The sequence below is a fragment of the Bradyrhizobium sp. JHI2711 genome (assembly GCF_056156565.1).
The window spans coordinates 264,840-279,965 of sequence record NZ_JBPZPT010000005.1 but is presented as its reverse complement, the minus strand read 5'-3'; the positions used below and the strand labels follow the sequence as shown (position 1 = coordinate 279,965).

The following is a 15,126-nucleotide window of genomic DNA, read 5'->3' as shown; positions in this document are numbered from 1 at the left end:
GAGGAACTGGTTCCTAGAGGTAGTCGGGGGCGACCTCCGAAACAAACGGCCCTTGCTGAATCGAGTTCCCGGCGGCACAGTCCAGCCGAGGTCAGGATCGGGGCGGCCACGATGACGATGTCACATTCAGCGACGATCGGCGCGGAGGTGCATGCCGCGCCCACGAGCAAGGTGCGCAATCTGGCGATCGATCGCGCCCGCACCTTCCTCACTCTGGTGGTGCTGCTGCATCACGCGGTGATCCCCTATACCTATTTCGGGCATACCGATCCGAGTTATTTCTTCGGCTTCGACATGATCGTGCTCGCCACCGACAGCTTCTTCATGGCGATGTTCTTCTTCCTGTCGGGACTGTTCGCCTGGTCTGGCATCGCCCGGAAGGGAGTCCGGAGCTATTTGGCAGATCGCCTGCTTCGGCTTGGCCTACCCTTCGCGATCTGCGCCTTTACAGTCATTCCGCTCGCGTATTACGCGATCTCCCTGCGGCACCATCCCGAGATCGGTTTTGCTGAATTCTGGTGGAATATGGTCACGAAGGGCCCGTGGCCGAGCGGACCGATCTGGTTCCTTTGGGTCTTGTTTGCCTTCGACCTGGTGGCCTGTCTTTTGTACCGGCTGTCACCCAACCTGCTCGATCCGATCAATCGCCTCTCGCTACACGGTCGCCGCCGGCCCGCCGTGTTCTTCGCGGTCATGCTGGCCGTCACCGCCGCGTTCTACATTCCCGGGCTGGTTCACTACGGACACAGCAGCTGGTTCGAGTTCGGGCCGTTCTCGGTCCAGCACGGGCGCGTGATGCTGTACGCGACCTATTTCTTTTTCGGCGCCGGCATCGGCGTTGCGCAAATGGATCGTGGGCTGCTCTCTGTCGACGGCCGCATGGCAAAGGTCAGCTGGGACTGGATGGTCCTGGCGATCGTTCCGTATTGCCTGTTGTGGGGGCTGATCTTCATCAAGCGCGAAATACTGGGCAACCCGTCGCCGTTGCCGGATTGGTATGAAGCGCTTTATGCCATCTGCTTCACCGTCTTCAGCGTGGCCATCATGTTTCTGATCCTGGCCCTTTTCCAGAGATTCAAGCAATCAGGCTCAGCCAGGCTGCTCGATCCAATGCAGGGCGACGCGTTCGGCATGTTCCTTGTGCACTATCCGATCGCGCTGTGGCTGCAATACTGGCTGTTCGACTATGACCTGCCGGCGATCGTCAAGGCCACGGTCGGGTTCGTCCTGACTGTCGCAGCGAGCTGGGCGCTGACGCGAGCGTTGCGGCAGATCCCGGGCGCGTTGAAGGTGTTGTGAGGCGCGGTCTCTCGGTCCGTAGCCCGGATGGAGCGCAGCGTAATCCGGGACCTCGCCACAAGTGATAGCGGTCCCGGATTACGCTTACGCTCCATCCGGGCTACAGATCTGATTTGTGGCAGCGCCTTATGCCGCCTTCCCACCCATATATTCCGGCAGCCAGCGCTCGTACGATTTGCGCAAGCTGTCGATCGTAACCGGCGCCTCGCCGGCGATCGCGATGGCATCGCCGCCGGTGGTGCCGATCCGCACGCAGGGCACCTCGCAGCCGCGCATCTTGGCGAGCACGCGGCCGGCTTCGGTTTCCGGCACGGTGACGAGATAGCGCGCCTGGTCCTCGCCGAACCAGTAGGCCTGCGGCACCAGCGCAGTCGGCGCCGCCAGCAGCTTGGCGCCGATGCCGCCCGCCATCGCCATCTCGGCCAGCGCGATCAGGAGGCCGCCGTCCGACAAATCATGCACCGCAGTCGCGGTGCCCGCATGGATCATGCCGCGCACGCAATCGCCGTTGCGCTTCTCGGCCGCAAGATCGACCGGTGGCGGCGCGCCCTCCTCGCGGCCGCAGATGTCGCGCAGATAGACGGACTGGCCGAGCCAGCCATGGGTCTCGCCGATCAAGAGGATGGCCTCGCCCTCGGCCTTGAAGGCGAGCGACGCCGACTTGGTGAAGTCATCGAGCAGGCCGACACCGCCGATCGAGGGCGTCGGCAGGATCGCGCGGCCGTTGGTCTCGTTGTAGAGCGAGACGTTGCCGGACACGACCGGGAAGTCCAGCGTGCGGCAGGCTTCCGAGATGCCCTTGAGGCAGCCGACGAACTGGCCCATGATCTCGGGCCTTTCAGGGTTGCCGAAGTTGAGATTGTCGGTGATCGCGAGCGGCTTGCCGCCGACCGCGGTGATGTTGCGCCAGGCTTCGGCGACAGCCTGCTTACCACCCTCGAAGGGGTCGGCCTCGCAATAGCGCGGCGTGACGTCGACAGTGAGCGCGAGGCCCTTCGGCCCATCCTGCACGCGCACGACGGCGGCGTCGCCGCCGGGACGCTGCATGGTGTTGCCGAGGATGACGTGATCGTACTGCTCCCAGACCCAGCGCTTCGAGCACATGTCGGGCGTGCCGATCAGCTTCTCCAGCGCCGCACCGAGCCCCATCGGCGCCGGCACGTCGCGGGCATGCACGACCGGCAGCGCGGCCGAGGGGACGTGCGGACGGTCATAGACCGGCGCCTCGTCGCCAAGCTCCTTGATCGGCAAATCGGCCATGACGTCGCCGCCATGCTTGACCACGAAGCGCTTGCTCGGCGTCGTGTAGCCAACCACGGCGAAGTCGAGGCCCCACTTCTTGAAGATCGCCTCGGCTTCCTTCTCCTTCTCGGGCTTGAGCACCATGAGCATGCGCTCCTGGCTTTCCGAGAGCATCATCTCGTAGGCGCTCATGCCGGTCTCGCGAGTCGGCACCGCATCAAGGTCGAGGTCGACGCCGAGATCGCCCTTGGCGCCCATCTCCACCGCCGAGCAGGTCAGGCCCGCCGCGCCCATGTCCTGGATGGCGATGACGCAGCCCTTCTCCATGATCTCGAGGCAGGCCTCTAACAGCAGCTTCTCGGCGAAGGGATCGCCGACCTGCACGGTCGGGCGCTTCTCCTCGGACTTGTCGTCGAACTCGGCCGAGGCCATCGAGGCGCCGTGGATGCCGTCGCGGCCGGTCTTGGAGCCCAAATAGACGATCGGCATGTTCACGCCGGAAGCTGCCGCATAGAAGATCTTGTCGGCGTCGGCGAGGCCCACCGCCATGGCGTTGACGAGGATGTTGCCGTCGTAGCGGGTGTGGAAGCGCACCTGGCCGCCGACCGTCGGCACGCCGAAGGAATTGCCGTAGCCGCCGACGCCCGCCACCACGCCGGAGACGAGATGCCGCGTCTTCGGATGCTCGGGCGCGCCGAAGCTCAGCGCATTGAGGCAGGCGATCGGGCGCGCGCCCATGGTGAAGACGTCGCGCAGGATGCCGCCGACGCCGGTGGTCGCGCCCTGATACGGCTCGATATAGCTCGGATGGTTGTGGCTCTCCATCTTGAAGACCACAGCCTGGCCGTCGCCGATGTCGATCACGCCGGCATTCTCGCCGGGGCCCTGGATCACCCAGGGCGCCTTGGTCGGCAGGCCGCGCAGATGGATGCGCGAGGATTTGTACGAGCAATGCTCGTTCCACATCGCCGAGAAGATGCCGAGCTCGGTGAAGGTCGGCTCCCGCCCGATCAGCTTCAGGATGCGCTCATACTCGTCGGGCTTGAGCCCGTGGGCGGCAACCAGTTCGGGGGTGATCTTGGGTTCGTTCTTCATGGTTTCGAGGCTTTCGGCGGCGGTTTGGCCGTTCTTAGGAACATCGGACGGCTTCGAAAAGCCCTTTATGGCGCATTTTTCCGCTGTCCCACGTTTTGCGCCGGCAGGGCCGGCGGGAACGGGAATTGCACGGCGCGGTCGGATCGGATTTAAGGTCTAAAGACCCGCAATTGAAGGCCTATTTCCTTGCACGAATTGACCAAAGCGCCCCCGCCCCGCCGCCCCGACCTCCACGTCGCCACCGAGGGTGAATTTGTGGGCTGGCGGACCTGGATTCGCGACAGTTTTGAGTCCCATGTCGGCCCGTTCTGGCACCGGATCGAGGCCGACGGCAGCATCCGCAGCGCCTTCCGCGTCGAGAGGAAACACCTCAACGGCTCCGGCAACGTCCATGGCGGCTGCTACATGGCCTTTGCCGACTATTCGCTGTTTGCGATCGCCACCCATGTCCTGGACAGCCGGGCGGTGACGACCAATTTCGCCTGCGAATTCCTCGATGCGGCACGCGAGGGCGAGCTGATCGAATGCACCGGCGAGGTCACCCGCGCCGGCGGCTCGCTGATCTTCCTGCGCGGCAAGATGATGTCGGGCGAGCGGCTGCTGCTGACCTTTTCCGGAACGATCAAGCGGATGAAGCGGAAGGCACTCCCTCAGCCAAACGCATAGCTCGACGCCTTCCCTTTTCGCGCGCCCTCGCCCAGACTTCCCACCAAGCGCTTTGGCGCCGGGGAGCAAGAACAAGGTGCCGCAGAGCACATCCGAGGCGGGTTGCGCGACGGCGGCCGCATCAACGCCGTTGCCGTCCATCGCCACCGGCGCACGCAACTGGCGCGATTATGCGCTGCTGCTGGCGCTCGCCTGCTGCTGGAGCTCGACCTATCCGCTGACCAAGCTGGCGCTTCCCACGATCCCACCCATCACCTTCATCTCGGCGCGCTCGCTGATCGCCGCCGCCTTCCTGTTCGCGATCCTGTGGATGCGCGGCACCAGGATCCCGACTGACGCGAAAGCATGGAAGCTGTTCGCGACCCAACAATTGATCAACTCGACCTTCCCGTTCCTGATCATCACCTGGTCGCAGCAATATGTGCCGGCCTCGAACACGGTGGTGCTGGCCTCGACCACGCCGATCTTCGCCTTCCTGATCACCTCGCTGATCACGCGGCACGAGCCGGCGACGCTGCTCAAGCTCACCGGTGCAATCCTCGGCCTTGCCGGTACCGTCGCCATCGTCGGCCTCGACGCACTGCGCGGGCTCGGTAGCGAGATCGTGGCAGAGATCGCGATCCTGCTCGCCACCATCTCCTTTGCCTGCGCGACGATCTTCGGCCTTCGCCTGTCCGAATACGATCCGATGGTGGTCGCGGCGGGATCGCTACTATTCGGCGGCCTCGTGCTGCTGCCGCCCTCACTGCTGATCGACCAGCCCTGGACCCTGCAACCAACGCCGACCGCGATCGTCGCCACCATCATCATGGGCATCGTCTCGAGCGCGCTCGGCCTGATGTTGTTCTACGTCTGCCTCGGCCGGCTCGGCACGCTGACGACCAACGCCCAAGGCTATTTGCGCATTCCGATCGGCGTCGGCCTCTCGGTGCTACTGCTCGGCGAGAGCGTGCCGTCGAACCTCGCACTGGGGTTATTGCTGGTGATGGCCGGTGTTGCGGCGATGACGGTGCCGGCGGAGCGGTTGAAGTGGCGGTAGCCGACGGCGATGGTCAATCCGCCGAAATAAAGCGGAGGGTACCTGCACGGCGCGTCGGTTTTCCTGTGTCGTTGGTGTGATTGACACCGTCCATGACGGGCACCTCAGGAAAATCGAACGGACTTACCCCGTCGAGGCAAGCCACGTTGACAGCATACAGATTCTGGTCCGATCGACGCTGATGATGCGTGTAGATTCCGCAGCGGGAACAGAAGAAATGCTGCGCTGATCCGGTATGGAAGCGGTAGCTCGTCAGCGCATCCTCGCCCTTCAGGAACTTGATGCCGCCCATCTCCGCCATGACGACGACCGCACCGCGCATCCGGCAGTAAGAGCAGGTGCAGCGGCGGATCGAATTGAAACCGTCGCTCAGCGACGCCTCGAAACGCACCGCCCCGCAATGGCACTGACCAGCCCGGACGTTTGTATCACTCACCATGTTGCTGCTTCCTGGCGTTGCTGCGAATGACGACGCCGCTCGGCGACGTCAGCGGGCAGGAACGTTCTCTCAAATGTGGGCCGAACAATCAAAAGGAATCGCCCAAGGCATCAAAACAACTCACGCGGGCCGGACTCCTTACGCCGACAACTGCTTCTCCGCGATGGACAGCCAATCGGCCTGCGCCTTGCGCAGATATTTCGGCGCGCGGCGCATCTGGATCAGGAGCTCGTTGAAGACCATGCGCGCCTCTGCGGTGCGGCCGACCGTTTGCAGCAGCATGCCGTAGCGCACCCGCGCCTCGGCGCCGGGGAAGTAGCCGGCGAGCGCGTGATATTCCTCCAGCGCCTCGTCGACACGTCCGACCTCGGCGAGCGCGTGGGCATAGAGCAGATGCGCGTCGGCGGAATCGAAATCGGGCCATTGCTTCTGCAGATCGTCCAGCGTCGCCAGCGCATCGGCCGGGCGGCTGGCGGCAAATTGCGCCTGCGCCCTGCGCAGCGCGTAGGCGGGATCGTGGCCCATCGGCAGCTTCAGGATGTGATCATAGTGCGCTTCAGCTTCGCCGAACCGGCCGATATTCGCGCACTCTTCCGCCAGCGCCGCACGGTTGGCGATGGTGTCGGTGCCGGCGAGTAGGTCGGACAGCTCGCGATAGCGCTTCTCGGGATCGAGGCGATTGGCGACACGCTGGCGCGCCTGCCGCGCGCCGGGGCTGGAAAACCATTCGGGAATGAGCTCGACCGCGATATAGGCGATCGCGCCCATCATCGGCACCAGCAGGATGATGAAGGCCCAGGGCCGCAACCGTCCGGTTCGCGAGGCGTGATAGATCAGCGTGATATCGAGCAGCAGAACGACCAAAGCAACGGGCATGTGACATCCGGAAAGCACAACGACAGCCGGCCTCCTGATATCGCAATCGAACCGATGAAACAACTTTGAGTTGCCTCAGCCGGCAAAATCAGCGAACCCGGACGCGCGCCGTAATGGTGACGAGGAGTCAGTCGCTGCAAAACCTATGCAGGTTCATGAACTTCGCGCAGCAACCCACTGGCCAGCTCTCGAAACGCATCAACAGCCTTGCTCAGCACGCTCTTGGGATCGTCGGCGGCCGCGACCCACAAGGCCGCGCTGAGCGCAGCCCCGTTCAGCAACCGCCCCGCCGCTTCGACGTCGACCGGCTTCACGATTCCCTCCTCGATCAGCGCACGGATCGTTCGCATGGTGATAACGAGACAGGCGTTCTCGCCGGGCCATTTGGAGGGATCGCCGAGCACGGCAGGTCCATCCAGGAGCATGATGCGCTGGATCTCAGGTTCGAGCGCCATTTCGATATAGGCGCTTCCCTCGGCGAGCAGGCCCAGCCACGGGCTGGGCGCTCGCTCCCGAACGATGCGGAGCCGCTCCGCCATTTCACCGTCGATCTGCTCGACGACGGCCCAGAGCAGCCCCTTCTTGTCTTCGAAGTTGTGATACAGCGCGCCCCGCGTCAGACCGACGGCCGCAGTGAGCTCGTCCATCGACGCGTCTGCATAGCCCTGCGTGGCAAATGCCGCGCGTGCGGCGCGGATGAGCCTGGCCCGATTTTCCGCCATGGCCGCGGCGCGCTTCCCTTTTGCCATGCCCTGTCCCCTCTTGACATACGCCTCGTATGTGAGCGATATCTCACATACGAAACGTATCTGAAATTGCCGTGACGCGCCAGCCATGGAACACCCACGATCCGCTCACGCCCATCAACCGAAAGGCCCTGCCATGCCCCAGCGAGAGGCAATCTTCCCCGCGAACCGCCACGCGCTCTATCAAGTGCATCGGTACTCCGCGGCGATCCGCTCCGGCGACCTGCTGTTCGTGTCGGGACAGGTCGGCAGCCGCGAGGACGGCTCGCCCGAACGGGTATTCGAGGACCAGGTCCGGCGCGCGTTCGCCAATTTGCGTGCCGTGCTCGCCGCTGGTGGATGCACGCTGGACGATGTCGTCGATGTCACCACGTTCCACACCGATCCGGCGAGCCAGATCGAGACGGTGATGGCCGTTCGCGCCGAAGAGATCGGCGAGCCGCCCTATCCGAACTGGACGGCCGTCGGCGTGAACTGGCTGGCCGGCTTCGACTTCGAGATCAAGGTCATCGCCCGCATTCCTGTGCTCCAGTAAGCTTCCGGGCGGCCATACACCGGCCGCCGGCAGGCAACTTGGCCAGGCTACTTGTTGGCGTCGTCCGCCAGCATCTTGCGGTACTTTTCGACGTCGCGCGTCACGAGCTTTTGCAGCACGTCGGGCGCGTGTTCGTCGGCATCGGGCGCGACGGTCGACAGGTCGGCGAAGCGCTTCTTCACCGCCTCGGTCTCGACGGCCGTGCGCGCCGCGGCATTCAGCTTGGCGATCACGGCCTGCGGCGTGCCCTTGGGCGCGAACAGGCCGTTCCAGCCCTGCGCCTCGAACTCGGGCAGGCCCGCTTCCGCCGAGGTCGGCAGATCCGGCAGCGTGGCGAGCCGCACGGTCGAGCCGACCACGAGGCCCTTCACCAGCTTGTCGTTGATCGATTGGGAAACCGAGGCGGCCGCATCGCAGACGCCGTCGATCTGGCCGCCGACCGCGTCAGTCAGGGCCGGCGCGGCGCCGCGATAGCCGATCAGCGTCGCGTCGATCCCGGCTGCTGTGACGAAGCTTTTGCAGATCAGATAGTTCGAGGAGCCGACGCCGGCATGGCCGAGATTGATCTTGCCCGGATTCGCCTTGGCATAGGCGATGAACTCTTTCAGGTCCTTCGCTGGAAAGTCCTTGCGCAGCGCGATGATGCCGAACGTCTTCGCCACCATCGCGATCGGCACGAAGGAATCAGGCGTGAACGGCAGTTTTGGATAGATCGTGTATGTCGCGGCATTGGTGCCGGCATTGCCGATCGCAATCGTATAACCATCCGGCTCGGCGCGCGAGGCCCGCGCCAGCGCGGTCGAGCCGCCGGCCCCCGCAACATTCTCGATCACGATGGTCTGGCCGAGCGCGATGCCCATCTGCTCGGCCACCGCGCGCGCGATCACGTCTGAGGTGCCGCCGGCCGCGAACGGCACGATCATGGTGATGGGACGCTTGGGATAATCCTGCGCGGATGCGCAAGTCGCGATCGAAAATGTCGCGAACGCCAGCGCCGCGATCGCGGCGAGCGCACGCTTCACCACGAACGAGATCACGCGGCTTTTTCCAGATGCTGGGCGAGACCGGCGAACAAGCCGCGACCATCGGTGCAGCCCATGATGTCTTCGACGTGGTTTTCCGGATGCGGCATCATGCCGAGCACGTTGCCCCGGTCGTTGACGATGCCGGCGATCGAATGCGCGGCGCCGTTGATGTTGTTGAAATCGTCGACTTCGCCGGCAGCGGAGCAATAGCGATAGAGCACCCGCCCCTCGCCTTCGAGCCGCTTGATAGTCTCTTCGTCCGCCTCGTAATTGCCCTCGCCATGGGCGACCGGCACGCGGATCACCTGGCCGGCATTGTAGCCGCGGGTGAACGGCGTGTCGGAACGCTCGACGCGCAGATGCACGTCGCGGCAGATGAATTTCAGCCGCGCATTGCGCATCAACACGCCCGGCAAGAGACCGGACTCGCACAGGATCTGAAAGCCGTTGCAGACGCCGAGCACGAGGCCGCCCTTGGCCGCATAGTCGCGCACCGCATCCATCACCGGCGCACGCGCCGCAATCGCGCCGCAGCGCAGGTAATCGCCGTAGGAGAAGCCGCCGGGCACGACGACGAGATCGGTGCCCGCAGGCAGCGAGGTCTCGGCGTGCCAGACCATCGCGGGCTCGCTGCCGGAGATCAGCCTCAACGCGCGCGCCATGTCGCGCTCGCGGTTGATTCCGGGAAAGACGAGGATGGCGGCTTTCATGGCAGGGGTTCCGACGAGGCTGAGAATCGAAGCTGGCCAACGGGCCAATTCGCGAACAGACATAACCATTTGACGGGGATTTTACCAGTGCTAGCGTTGCGGAGCGCCCTTGTACACAGGCCATAGCCGCGCGCCTTTGGCCGCTCGATTTGCCGGGATTGAAGCCATGAACGTCCCGTCGCTGCCCACGTCCCTCTCCGAACCGGTATCCGCCGAGGGCGTCGTCGCCGCCGGCGCTTATGTCGACGGCCGCAGAGTCGCCAATATAGCCATCAGCGAGGCCTCGAGCTGGCGAGCCAAGCCCGGCCATGTCGTGTGGATCGGACTGCACGAGCCCGACATGGCGCTGCTCGGTGCGGTGCAGAAGCAGTTCGACCTGCACGACCTCGCGATCGAGGACGCCAACCACGCCCATCAGCGGCCGAAGATCGAGCAATATGGCGAGGCCCTGTTCATCGTCGCGCGCACCGCGCAATTGATCGAGGGACGCATCGCCTTCGGCGAGACCCACATCTTCGTCGGCGAAGGCTATCTGGTCTCGGTGCGCCACGGCGCCTCGACCTCCTACACGCCGGTGCGCGAGCGCTGCGAGAGCTGTCCGCGGGCGCTCGCGCGCGGCGAGGACTACATCCTCTATGCCATCCTCGATTTCATCGTCGACAATTACTCGCCCGTGCTGGAGAGCATCCACGACGAGATCGAGAGCATCGAGGATGACGTGCTCTCCAAGCAGATCAGCAAGGCGCAGATCGAGCGGCTCTACATGCTCCGCCGCGACCTGTTGCGGCTGAGGACCGCGATCGGCCCGCTGGTGGAGGTCTGCCGCCGGCTGGAGCATGACGACCTGTCGATGGTGCGGCAGGCCATGCAGCCGCTGTTCCGCGACGTCACCGACCACGTCCGCAACATCCAGGAGCGCATCGATTCCATGCGCGAGGTGCTGGCCTTCGCCTTCGAGGCAAGCCTGTTGGTCGGCCAGGCCCAGGAGACGGCGGTATCCAAGAAGCTCGCATCCTGGCTCGCCATCATCGCGGTCCCGACCGCGCTCGCCGGCATCTACGGCATGAACTTCAAGCACATGCCGGAGCTGGAATGGGAGTACGGCTACTTCATGCTGCTCGGCGTGATGCTGACCGCCTGCGGCGGGCTGTACTGGCGTTTTCGGCGGGTGGGATGGCTGTGAGTCCAGACGCTCAGACTGGTTACATGCCTCGTCTGCCAGACCACGTGCTCTGCACCACCTGAAGGTCGTGCAGCATGAGAAGCTGCTCTTCTCGACAGGCGCTCAGCTCAGACCTGATTTCGTCGATCTTGTATTCGACATCACCGAGCGTTTGCTCGATCTGCTTCAGCAGCTCGAAAATCAGCTCTTTGCCGATATCCGCCACTCCGCTCAGGCTTTCATCTCGATCGCATAATTTTCAATCACGGTGTTCGCCAGCAGCTTGTCGGCGGCTTCCTTCAGCGCCGCCTCCGCCTTGGCTTTGTCGGCGCCGGCGAGCTCGATGTCGAACACCTTGCCCTGGCGGACGCTGGCGACGCCGTCGACGCCGAGCGACTTCAGCGCGCCTTCGATGGCCTTGCCCTGCGGATCGAGGATGCCCGTCTTCAGGGTAACGGTGACACGTGCCTTCACGTCAAAAGTCCTCTTCAGCTCTTCACCAGCACCGGGCCGGTGCCCTGGGGACGCTCGTTCTCCATGAGGATGCCGAGACGCTTTGCAACTTCGGTGTAGGCCTCGAGCAGGCCGCCGAGATCCCTGCGGAAACGATCCTTGTCGAGCTTCTCGTTCGACTTGATGTCCCACAGCCGGCAGCTGTCCGGCGAGATCTCGTCGGCGACGATGATGCGCATCATCTCGTTCTCGAACAGGCGCCCGCACTCCATCTTGAAGTCGACGAGGCGGATGCCGATGCCGAGGAAGAGGCCGGTGAGGAAGTCGTTGACGCGGATGGCGAGCGCCATGATGTCGTCGATCTCCTGCGGCGTCGCCCAGCCGAAGGCGGTGATGTGCTCTTCCGACACCATGGGGTCGTTGAGCTGGTCGTTCTTGTAATAGAACTCGATGATCGAGCGCGGCAGCTGTGTGCCCTCCTCGATGCCGAGGCGCTGCGACAGCGAGCCGGCGGCGACGTTTCGCACCACCACCTCCAGCGGCACGATCTCGACCTCGCGAATCAACTGCTCGCGCATGTTGAGGCGGCGGATGAAATGGGTCGGCACCCCGATGTCGTTGAGGTGCTGAAACAGGTACTCCGAGATCCGGTTGTTGAGGACGCCCTTGCCCTCGATCACCTGATGCTTTTTCGCATTGAACGCGGTGGCGTCGTCCTTGAAGTGCTGGATCAGGGTACCGGGCTCGGGGCCTTCGTAAAGAACCTTTGCCTTGCCTTCATAAATGCGACGCCGACGGCTCATGGGGATGTACCGTGTTTTGTTGAAATCCATGAATTTGGTGTGCTCCGGTTGACTAGGATTACGACCCACAGCGGAGCTGCCGTGAACGGCCAGGAACCCATCTATAACCCGTTGGAAACAGAACGGGAACCAAGCCTTAGGCAACCTATCCGATTGGCTGTCCGAGCACAATCGATCCGGCCGTCCGGCACCAACTTATACCGTCTTGCCTGCGGCTTAACGGCCCGTTGTTTTGCCGATTCGTGCTATCTATGTAGGCATGCAGCCGGGTCGCCGCAACGGAAGGCTCCCGCTCCATTCAGCGAGGATTTGGAACAGGCATGAGCGAGTTCGACAAACGCCAGGAAGGCTTTGAGAAGAAGTACGCCCTCGACGAGGAGCAGAAGTTCAAGGCGGAGGCCCGCCGCAACCGGCTGCTCGGCCTGTGGGCAGCCGAGAAGCTCGGCATCACGGGTGATGCCGCCATCGCCTATGCCAAGGAGGTCGTCGCGGCCGATTTCGAGGAGGCCGGCGATGCCGACGTCGTGCGCAAGCTGACGGCCGATTTCGCCGCCAAGAACGTCACCGTCACCGAGCAGGCGATTCGCGCCAAGATGAGCGAGTTGCTCGCAGTTGCCGCCGCCGAGGTGAAGGCGGGGAAATAATCGAGTCAACCGACCCGCTGGCGCGCAATAGCCTTGCGCGCCGGCGTTCTTCTTCTGCCTTCCCGCGTGGTCGAGACATTCGGCCCGGCATAGTTGCGGCGGATGGTTTCGAGCAGGCGCTCTGCGGCAGCGCTCAAAAACCCGTCACGACGCGTGACGAGGATGATATCCTGGTGCGCACCAAGGTCGCCCACGGCGATCGTCGCGATCGAGCCCGCACGCAGCTCCTCCGCCACATGGCTTTTTGCCAGTAGTGCAAGACCGAAGCCCGATTCCACCAGCCGCTTCTGCGCAGTGAGGCTGTCCACGGTAGTCCATTCCACCTCGCCAAGTCCCCGCGTCAGAAACAGCGCGAACACGTGAGCCGCGGCAATCTCGCGGCGCCCGCGAATCTCGGGGAATGCGATCCAGCGCTCGCCACCAAGCTCGGCGAGGCGTTTCACCCGCTGTCCGGCGCGAGGATGGTCGGGCGCACAGACCACTTGCAACGATTCGCGCAGGATCTGCTCGCAGGCGAGATCGCCCGAGCCGTCGGCGTTGTAGCGCAGGCCTATCGTGGCCTCGCCGCGCCGGATGAGATCGCTGACCTCCGCGCTGGTCGCCGTCCGCAAGCTCAGCACGACGGCGGGATGCTCCTTGGCAAATCGCTTCATGATGGTCGAGAGGCGGCTGTCAGCGAGCGTCCCGGTCACGGCCAGCGAAACCGGCCCTGCATTCTGCTTGGTCAGTGCGCGGATCGCCTGTTCGGCATCCTGCGCCGCGGCGACTGCGCGCTCGGCATAGGGGATCAGCACGCGCCCGGCATCGCTCAGCCGGGTGCGGCCTGCCACCCGCTCGAACAGGGGAACGCCGAGCTCCTGCTCCAATAGAGCGATACGGCGCGAAATCGCCGGCTGCGAGCGGTGCAGGAATTTCGCGGCATGCGAAATCCCGCCTCTGCGATGAACCGCCAGGAAGGTGTTGAGGGCGTCACTGTCCATCGCGACCTCATGCAAAAAGCTGATGATATCTGACAGAATAACAAATTTGGCGGATTACGAAAGTGCGCCTAAAGCTCGTTGGGACAGACAATGGAGACGAGCCATGACGAGCCAGTTGGACAAGGCGAGAGCGTTTCGCGCGTTGCACGAGCGGCCCGGTGCCTTCATCATTCCCAATCCATGGGATGCCGGCACCGCGAAGCTGCTCGCGGCGATGGGCTTCGAAGCCCTGGCCACTACGAGCCTCGGGGTCGCCAACATGCTCGGCAGCAGCGGCGTCAGCCTCGACGTCATCCTCGCCAACGCACGCACGATCGTGGAAGCGACCGACCTGCCCGTCAGCGTCGACCTCGAGAATTGCGGCGCACATGAGCCGAGACGCGCCGCCGAAGCTATTCGGCGTGCCGCAGACACTGGCGCGGTGGGCGGCTCGATCGAGGATTTCAGCGGCGATCGCGATCGCCCGATCTACGACTTCTCCCACGCCGTCGAGCGCGTCCAGGCCGCGGTGGAGGTGGCACGCGCGCTGCCCATTCCGTTCACGCTGACAGCGCGGGCCGAGAACTTCCTGCACGGCCGCAAGGACATCGACGATACGATCCGCCGCCTGCAGGCCTTCGAGGCCGCCGGCGCCGACGTCCTCTATGCGCCGGGCCTGTACGATCTCGCCACGATCAGGACGGTGGTGTCCTCGCTGGGCAAGCCCTTCAACCACGTGATGGGCTTTGCCGACCCGACGCTAACCGTCGAGCAATTGTCCGCCGCTGGCGTCAAGCGCATCAGCGTCGGCGGAGCCATGTCGCGCTACGCGCTCGCAGCGTTCCTGAACTGCGCGCGCGAGATGAAGGACAAGGGGTCCTTCACCTACATCCGCGAGATGGCGCCGGTCGGCGAGCTGCGCGCCGCCTTCGCCGCGGTCACTCCTCCTTGAAGCCGTACTCCGGCACGTTGCCGCTGGCGCCGTAATATTTATACGGCAGGAACTTGCCGCTCATGGTGATCTTGACGCGGTCGCCCTTGGGGTTGGCGACGCGTTCGATGCCCATGTCGAAGTCGATCGCCGACATGATGCCGTCGCCGAACTCCTCCTCGATCAGCGCCTTCCAGGCCGGACCGTTCACCATCACCATCTCGTAGAAGCGGTAGATCAGCGGGTCGGTCGGCGGCATCGGCGTGCCGGTGCCGCGCATCGGCACCTCGTTGAGCATGGCAACTTCCGCCTTCGACAGGCCGAACAGCTCGCCGGCATTGGCAGCCTGCGGCTTCGTCAGCTTCATCTGGCCCATGATCGCACCGACGATCAGCACCTCGGAATAGCCGCCGATCTTTTCGCAGATGTGCTTCCAGCTCCACCCCTTCTCGCGCTTGATGTCGAGCAGTTTTTCGGTGAGGTCTTCGCGTTTCATTAGGGT

18 protein-coding genes are annotated in these 15,126 nt (G+C 64.0%); 7 read left to right on the top strand and 11 right to left on the bottom strand.

The window, feature by feature from the left end:
- The first annotated feature begins 111 nt into the window (after window positions 1-111).
- Window positions 112-1,299, top strand: a complete 1,188-nt coding sequence (locus ACTEK7_RS31960) for an acyltransferase family protein (protein ID WP_225147560.1) — start codon at window positions 112-114, stop codon at window positions 1,297-1,299.
- Between the two features lie 126 nt (window positions 1,300-1,425).
- Here ACTEK7_RS31960 and purL read toward each other — a convergent pair whose 3' ends face one another.
- Complete coding sequence (gene purL, locus ACTEK7_RS31955) at window positions 1,426-3,636, bottom strand: phosphoribosylformylglycinamidine synthase subunit PurL (protein ID WP_225147561.1); 2,211 nt, start codon at window positions 3,634-3,636, stop codon at window positions 1,426-1,428.
- Window positions 3,637-3,822: 186 nt separating this feature from the next.
- Between purL and ACTEK7_RS31950 the strand changes: the two genes are divergently transcribed.
- Both ACTEK7_RS31950 and ACTEK7_RS31945 read left to right on the top strand, forming a co-directional pair.
- On the top strand, window positions 3,823-4,302 hold the full coding sequence (locus ACTEK7_RS31950) for a PaaI family thioesterase (protein WP_225147562.1): 480 nt from the start codon (window positions 3,823-3,825) through the stop codon (window positions 4,300-4,302).
- Between the two features lie 76 nt (window positions 4,303-4,378).
- On the top strand, window positions 4,379-5,341 hold the full coding sequence (locus tag ACTEK7_RS31945) for a DMT family transporter (protein WP_225147563.1): 963 nt from the start codon (window positions 4,379-4,381) through the stop codon (window positions 5,339-5,341).
- 13 nt (window positions 5,342-5,354) lie between these two features.
- Here ACTEK7_RS31945 and ACTEK7_RS31940 read toward each other — a convergent pair whose 3' ends face one another.
- The 3 genes from ACTEK7_RS31940 to ACTEK7_RS31930 all read right to left on the bottom strand — a co-directional run bounded on the left by ACTEK7_RS31940 (window position 5,355) and on the right by ACTEK7_RS31930 (window position 7,405).
- On the bottom strand, window positions 5,355-5,780 hold the full coding sequence (locus tag ACTEK7_RS31940; protein ID WP_225114258.1) for a GFA family protein: 426 nt from the start codon (window positions 5,778-5,780) through the stop codon (window positions 5,355-5,357).
- A gap of 138 nt (window positions 5,781-5,918) precedes the next feature.
- On the bottom strand, window positions 5,919-6,656 hold the full coding sequence (locus ACTEK7_RS31935; RefSeq protein WP_225147564.1) for a tetratricopeptide repeat protein: 738 nt from the start codon (window positions 6,654-6,656) through the stop codon (window positions 5,919-5,921).
- 143 nt (window positions 6,657-6,799) lie between these two features.
- A complete protein-coding gene (locus ACTEK7_RS31930; protein WP_225147565.1) occupies window positions 6,800-7,405 on the bottom strand; it encodes a TetR/AcrR family transcriptional regulator in 606 nt (201 codons plus the stop codon).
- A gap of 133 nt (window positions 7,406-7,538) precedes the next feature.
- Between ACTEK7_RS31930 and ACTEK7_RS31925 the strand changes: the two genes are divergently transcribed.
- Window positions 7,539-7,937, top strand: a complete 399-nt coding sequence (locus ACTEK7_RS31925) for a RidA family protein (RefSeq protein ID WP_225147566.1) — start codon at window positions 7,539-7,541, stop codon at window positions 7,935-7,937.
- 47 nt (window positions 7,938-7,984) lie between these two features.
- On the opposite strand, the gene ACTEK7_RS31920 is transcribed toward ACTEK7_RS31925, so the two are convergent.
- Window positions 7,985-8,974, bottom strand: a complete 990-nt coding sequence (locus ACTEK7_RS31920) for a tripartite tricarboxylate transporter substrate binding protein BugD (protein ID WP_225114221.1) — start codon at window positions 8,972-8,974, stop codon at window positions 7,985-7,987.
- Window positions 8,971-9,672 carry a phosphoribosylformylglycinamidine synthase subunit PurQ gene (gene purQ, locus ACTEK7_RS31915; RefSeq protein WP_225147567.1) on the bottom strand — a complete coding sequence of 234 codons (702 nt, stop codon included), beginning with the start codon at window positions 9,670-9,672 and terminating at the stop codon, window positions 8,971-8,973. Before purQ ends, ACTEK7_RS31920 begins: the two co-directional genes overlap by 4 nt.
- Window positions 9,673-9,838: 166 nt before the next feature.
- On the opposite strand from purQ, the gene ACTEK7_RS31910 reads away from it, so the two are divergent.
- Entirely contained in the window at window positions 9,839-10,855 is a 1,017-nt protein-coding gene (locus ACTEK7_RS31910) for a magnesium and cobalt transport protein CorA (RefSeq protein ID WP_225147568.1), read from the top strand.
- A gap of 19 nt (window positions 10,856-10,874) precedes the next feature.
- Here the strand turns inward: ACTEK7_RS31910 and ACTEK7_RS31905 are convergent, their stop codons facing one another.
- From ACTEK7_RS31905 to purC, 3 genes are read right to left on the bottom strand one after another with little or no spacing between them, the layout of a single operon-like run.
- Entirely contained in the window at window positions 10,875-11,060 is a 186-nt protein-coding gene (locus tag ACTEK7_RS31905; protein WP_225147569.1) for a hypothetical protein, read from the bottom strand.
- 5 nt (window positions 11,061-11,065) lie between these two features.
- The gene (gene purS, locus ACTEK7_RS31900; protein WP_036012950.1) at window positions 11,066-11,308 is read right to left on the bottom strand and encodes a phosphoribosylformylglycinamidine synthase subunit PurS; all 243 of its coding nucleotides are present in this window, start codon (window positions 11,306-11,308) and stop codon (window positions 11,066-11,068) included.
- A 14-nt stretch (window positions 11,309-11,322) separates the two neighbouring features.
- Window positions 11,323-12,090: a phosphoribosylaminoimidazolesuccinocarboxamide synthase gene (gene purC, locus ACTEK7_RS31895; RefSeq protein ID WP_172782948.1), complete on the bottom strand. Its 768-nt coding sequence runs from the start codon at window positions 12,088-12,090 to the stop codon at window positions 11,323-11,325.
- 320 nt (window positions 12,091-12,410) lie between these two features.
- On the opposite strand from purC, the gene ACTEK7_RS31890 reads away from it, so the two are divergent.
- A complete protein-coding gene (locus ACTEK7_RS31890) occupies window positions 12,411-12,734 on the top strand; it encodes a DUF1476 domain-containing protein (protein ID WP_036027850.1) in 324 nt (107 codons plus the stop codon).
- Window positions 12,735-12,739: 5 nt separating this feature from the next.
- Here the strand turns inward: ACTEK7_RS31890 and ACTEK7_RS31885 are convergent, their stop codons facing one another.
- Complete coding sequence (locus ACTEK7_RS31885; protein ID WP_225147570.1) at window positions 12,740-13,714, bottom strand: LysR family transcriptional regulator; 975 nt, start codon at window positions 13,712-13,714, stop codon at window positions 12,740-12,742.
- A 103-nt stretch (window positions 13,715-13,817) separates the two neighbouring features.
- Here ACTEK7_RS31885 and ACTEK7_RS31880 point away from each other — a divergent pair, with 103 nt between their 5' ends.
- On the top strand, window positions 13,818-14,645 hold the full coding sequence (locus ACTEK7_RS31880) for an isocitrate lyase/PEP mutase family protein (RefSeq protein ID WP_036027851.1): 828 nt from the start codon (window positions 13,818-13,820) through the stop codon (window positions 14,643-14,645).
- Here ACTEK7_RS31880 and cynS read toward each other — a convergent pair.
- Window positions 14,632-15,120 (bottom strand): cyanase, encoded by a 489-nt coding sequence (cynS, locus tag ACTEK7_RS31875; protein ID WP_025037304.1) that lies wholly within the window; start codon window positions 15,118-15,120, stop codon window positions 14,632-14,634. The genes ACTEK7_RS31880 and cynS overlap by 14 nt on opposite strands.
- Window positions 15,121-15,126: the final 6 nt, after the last annotated feature.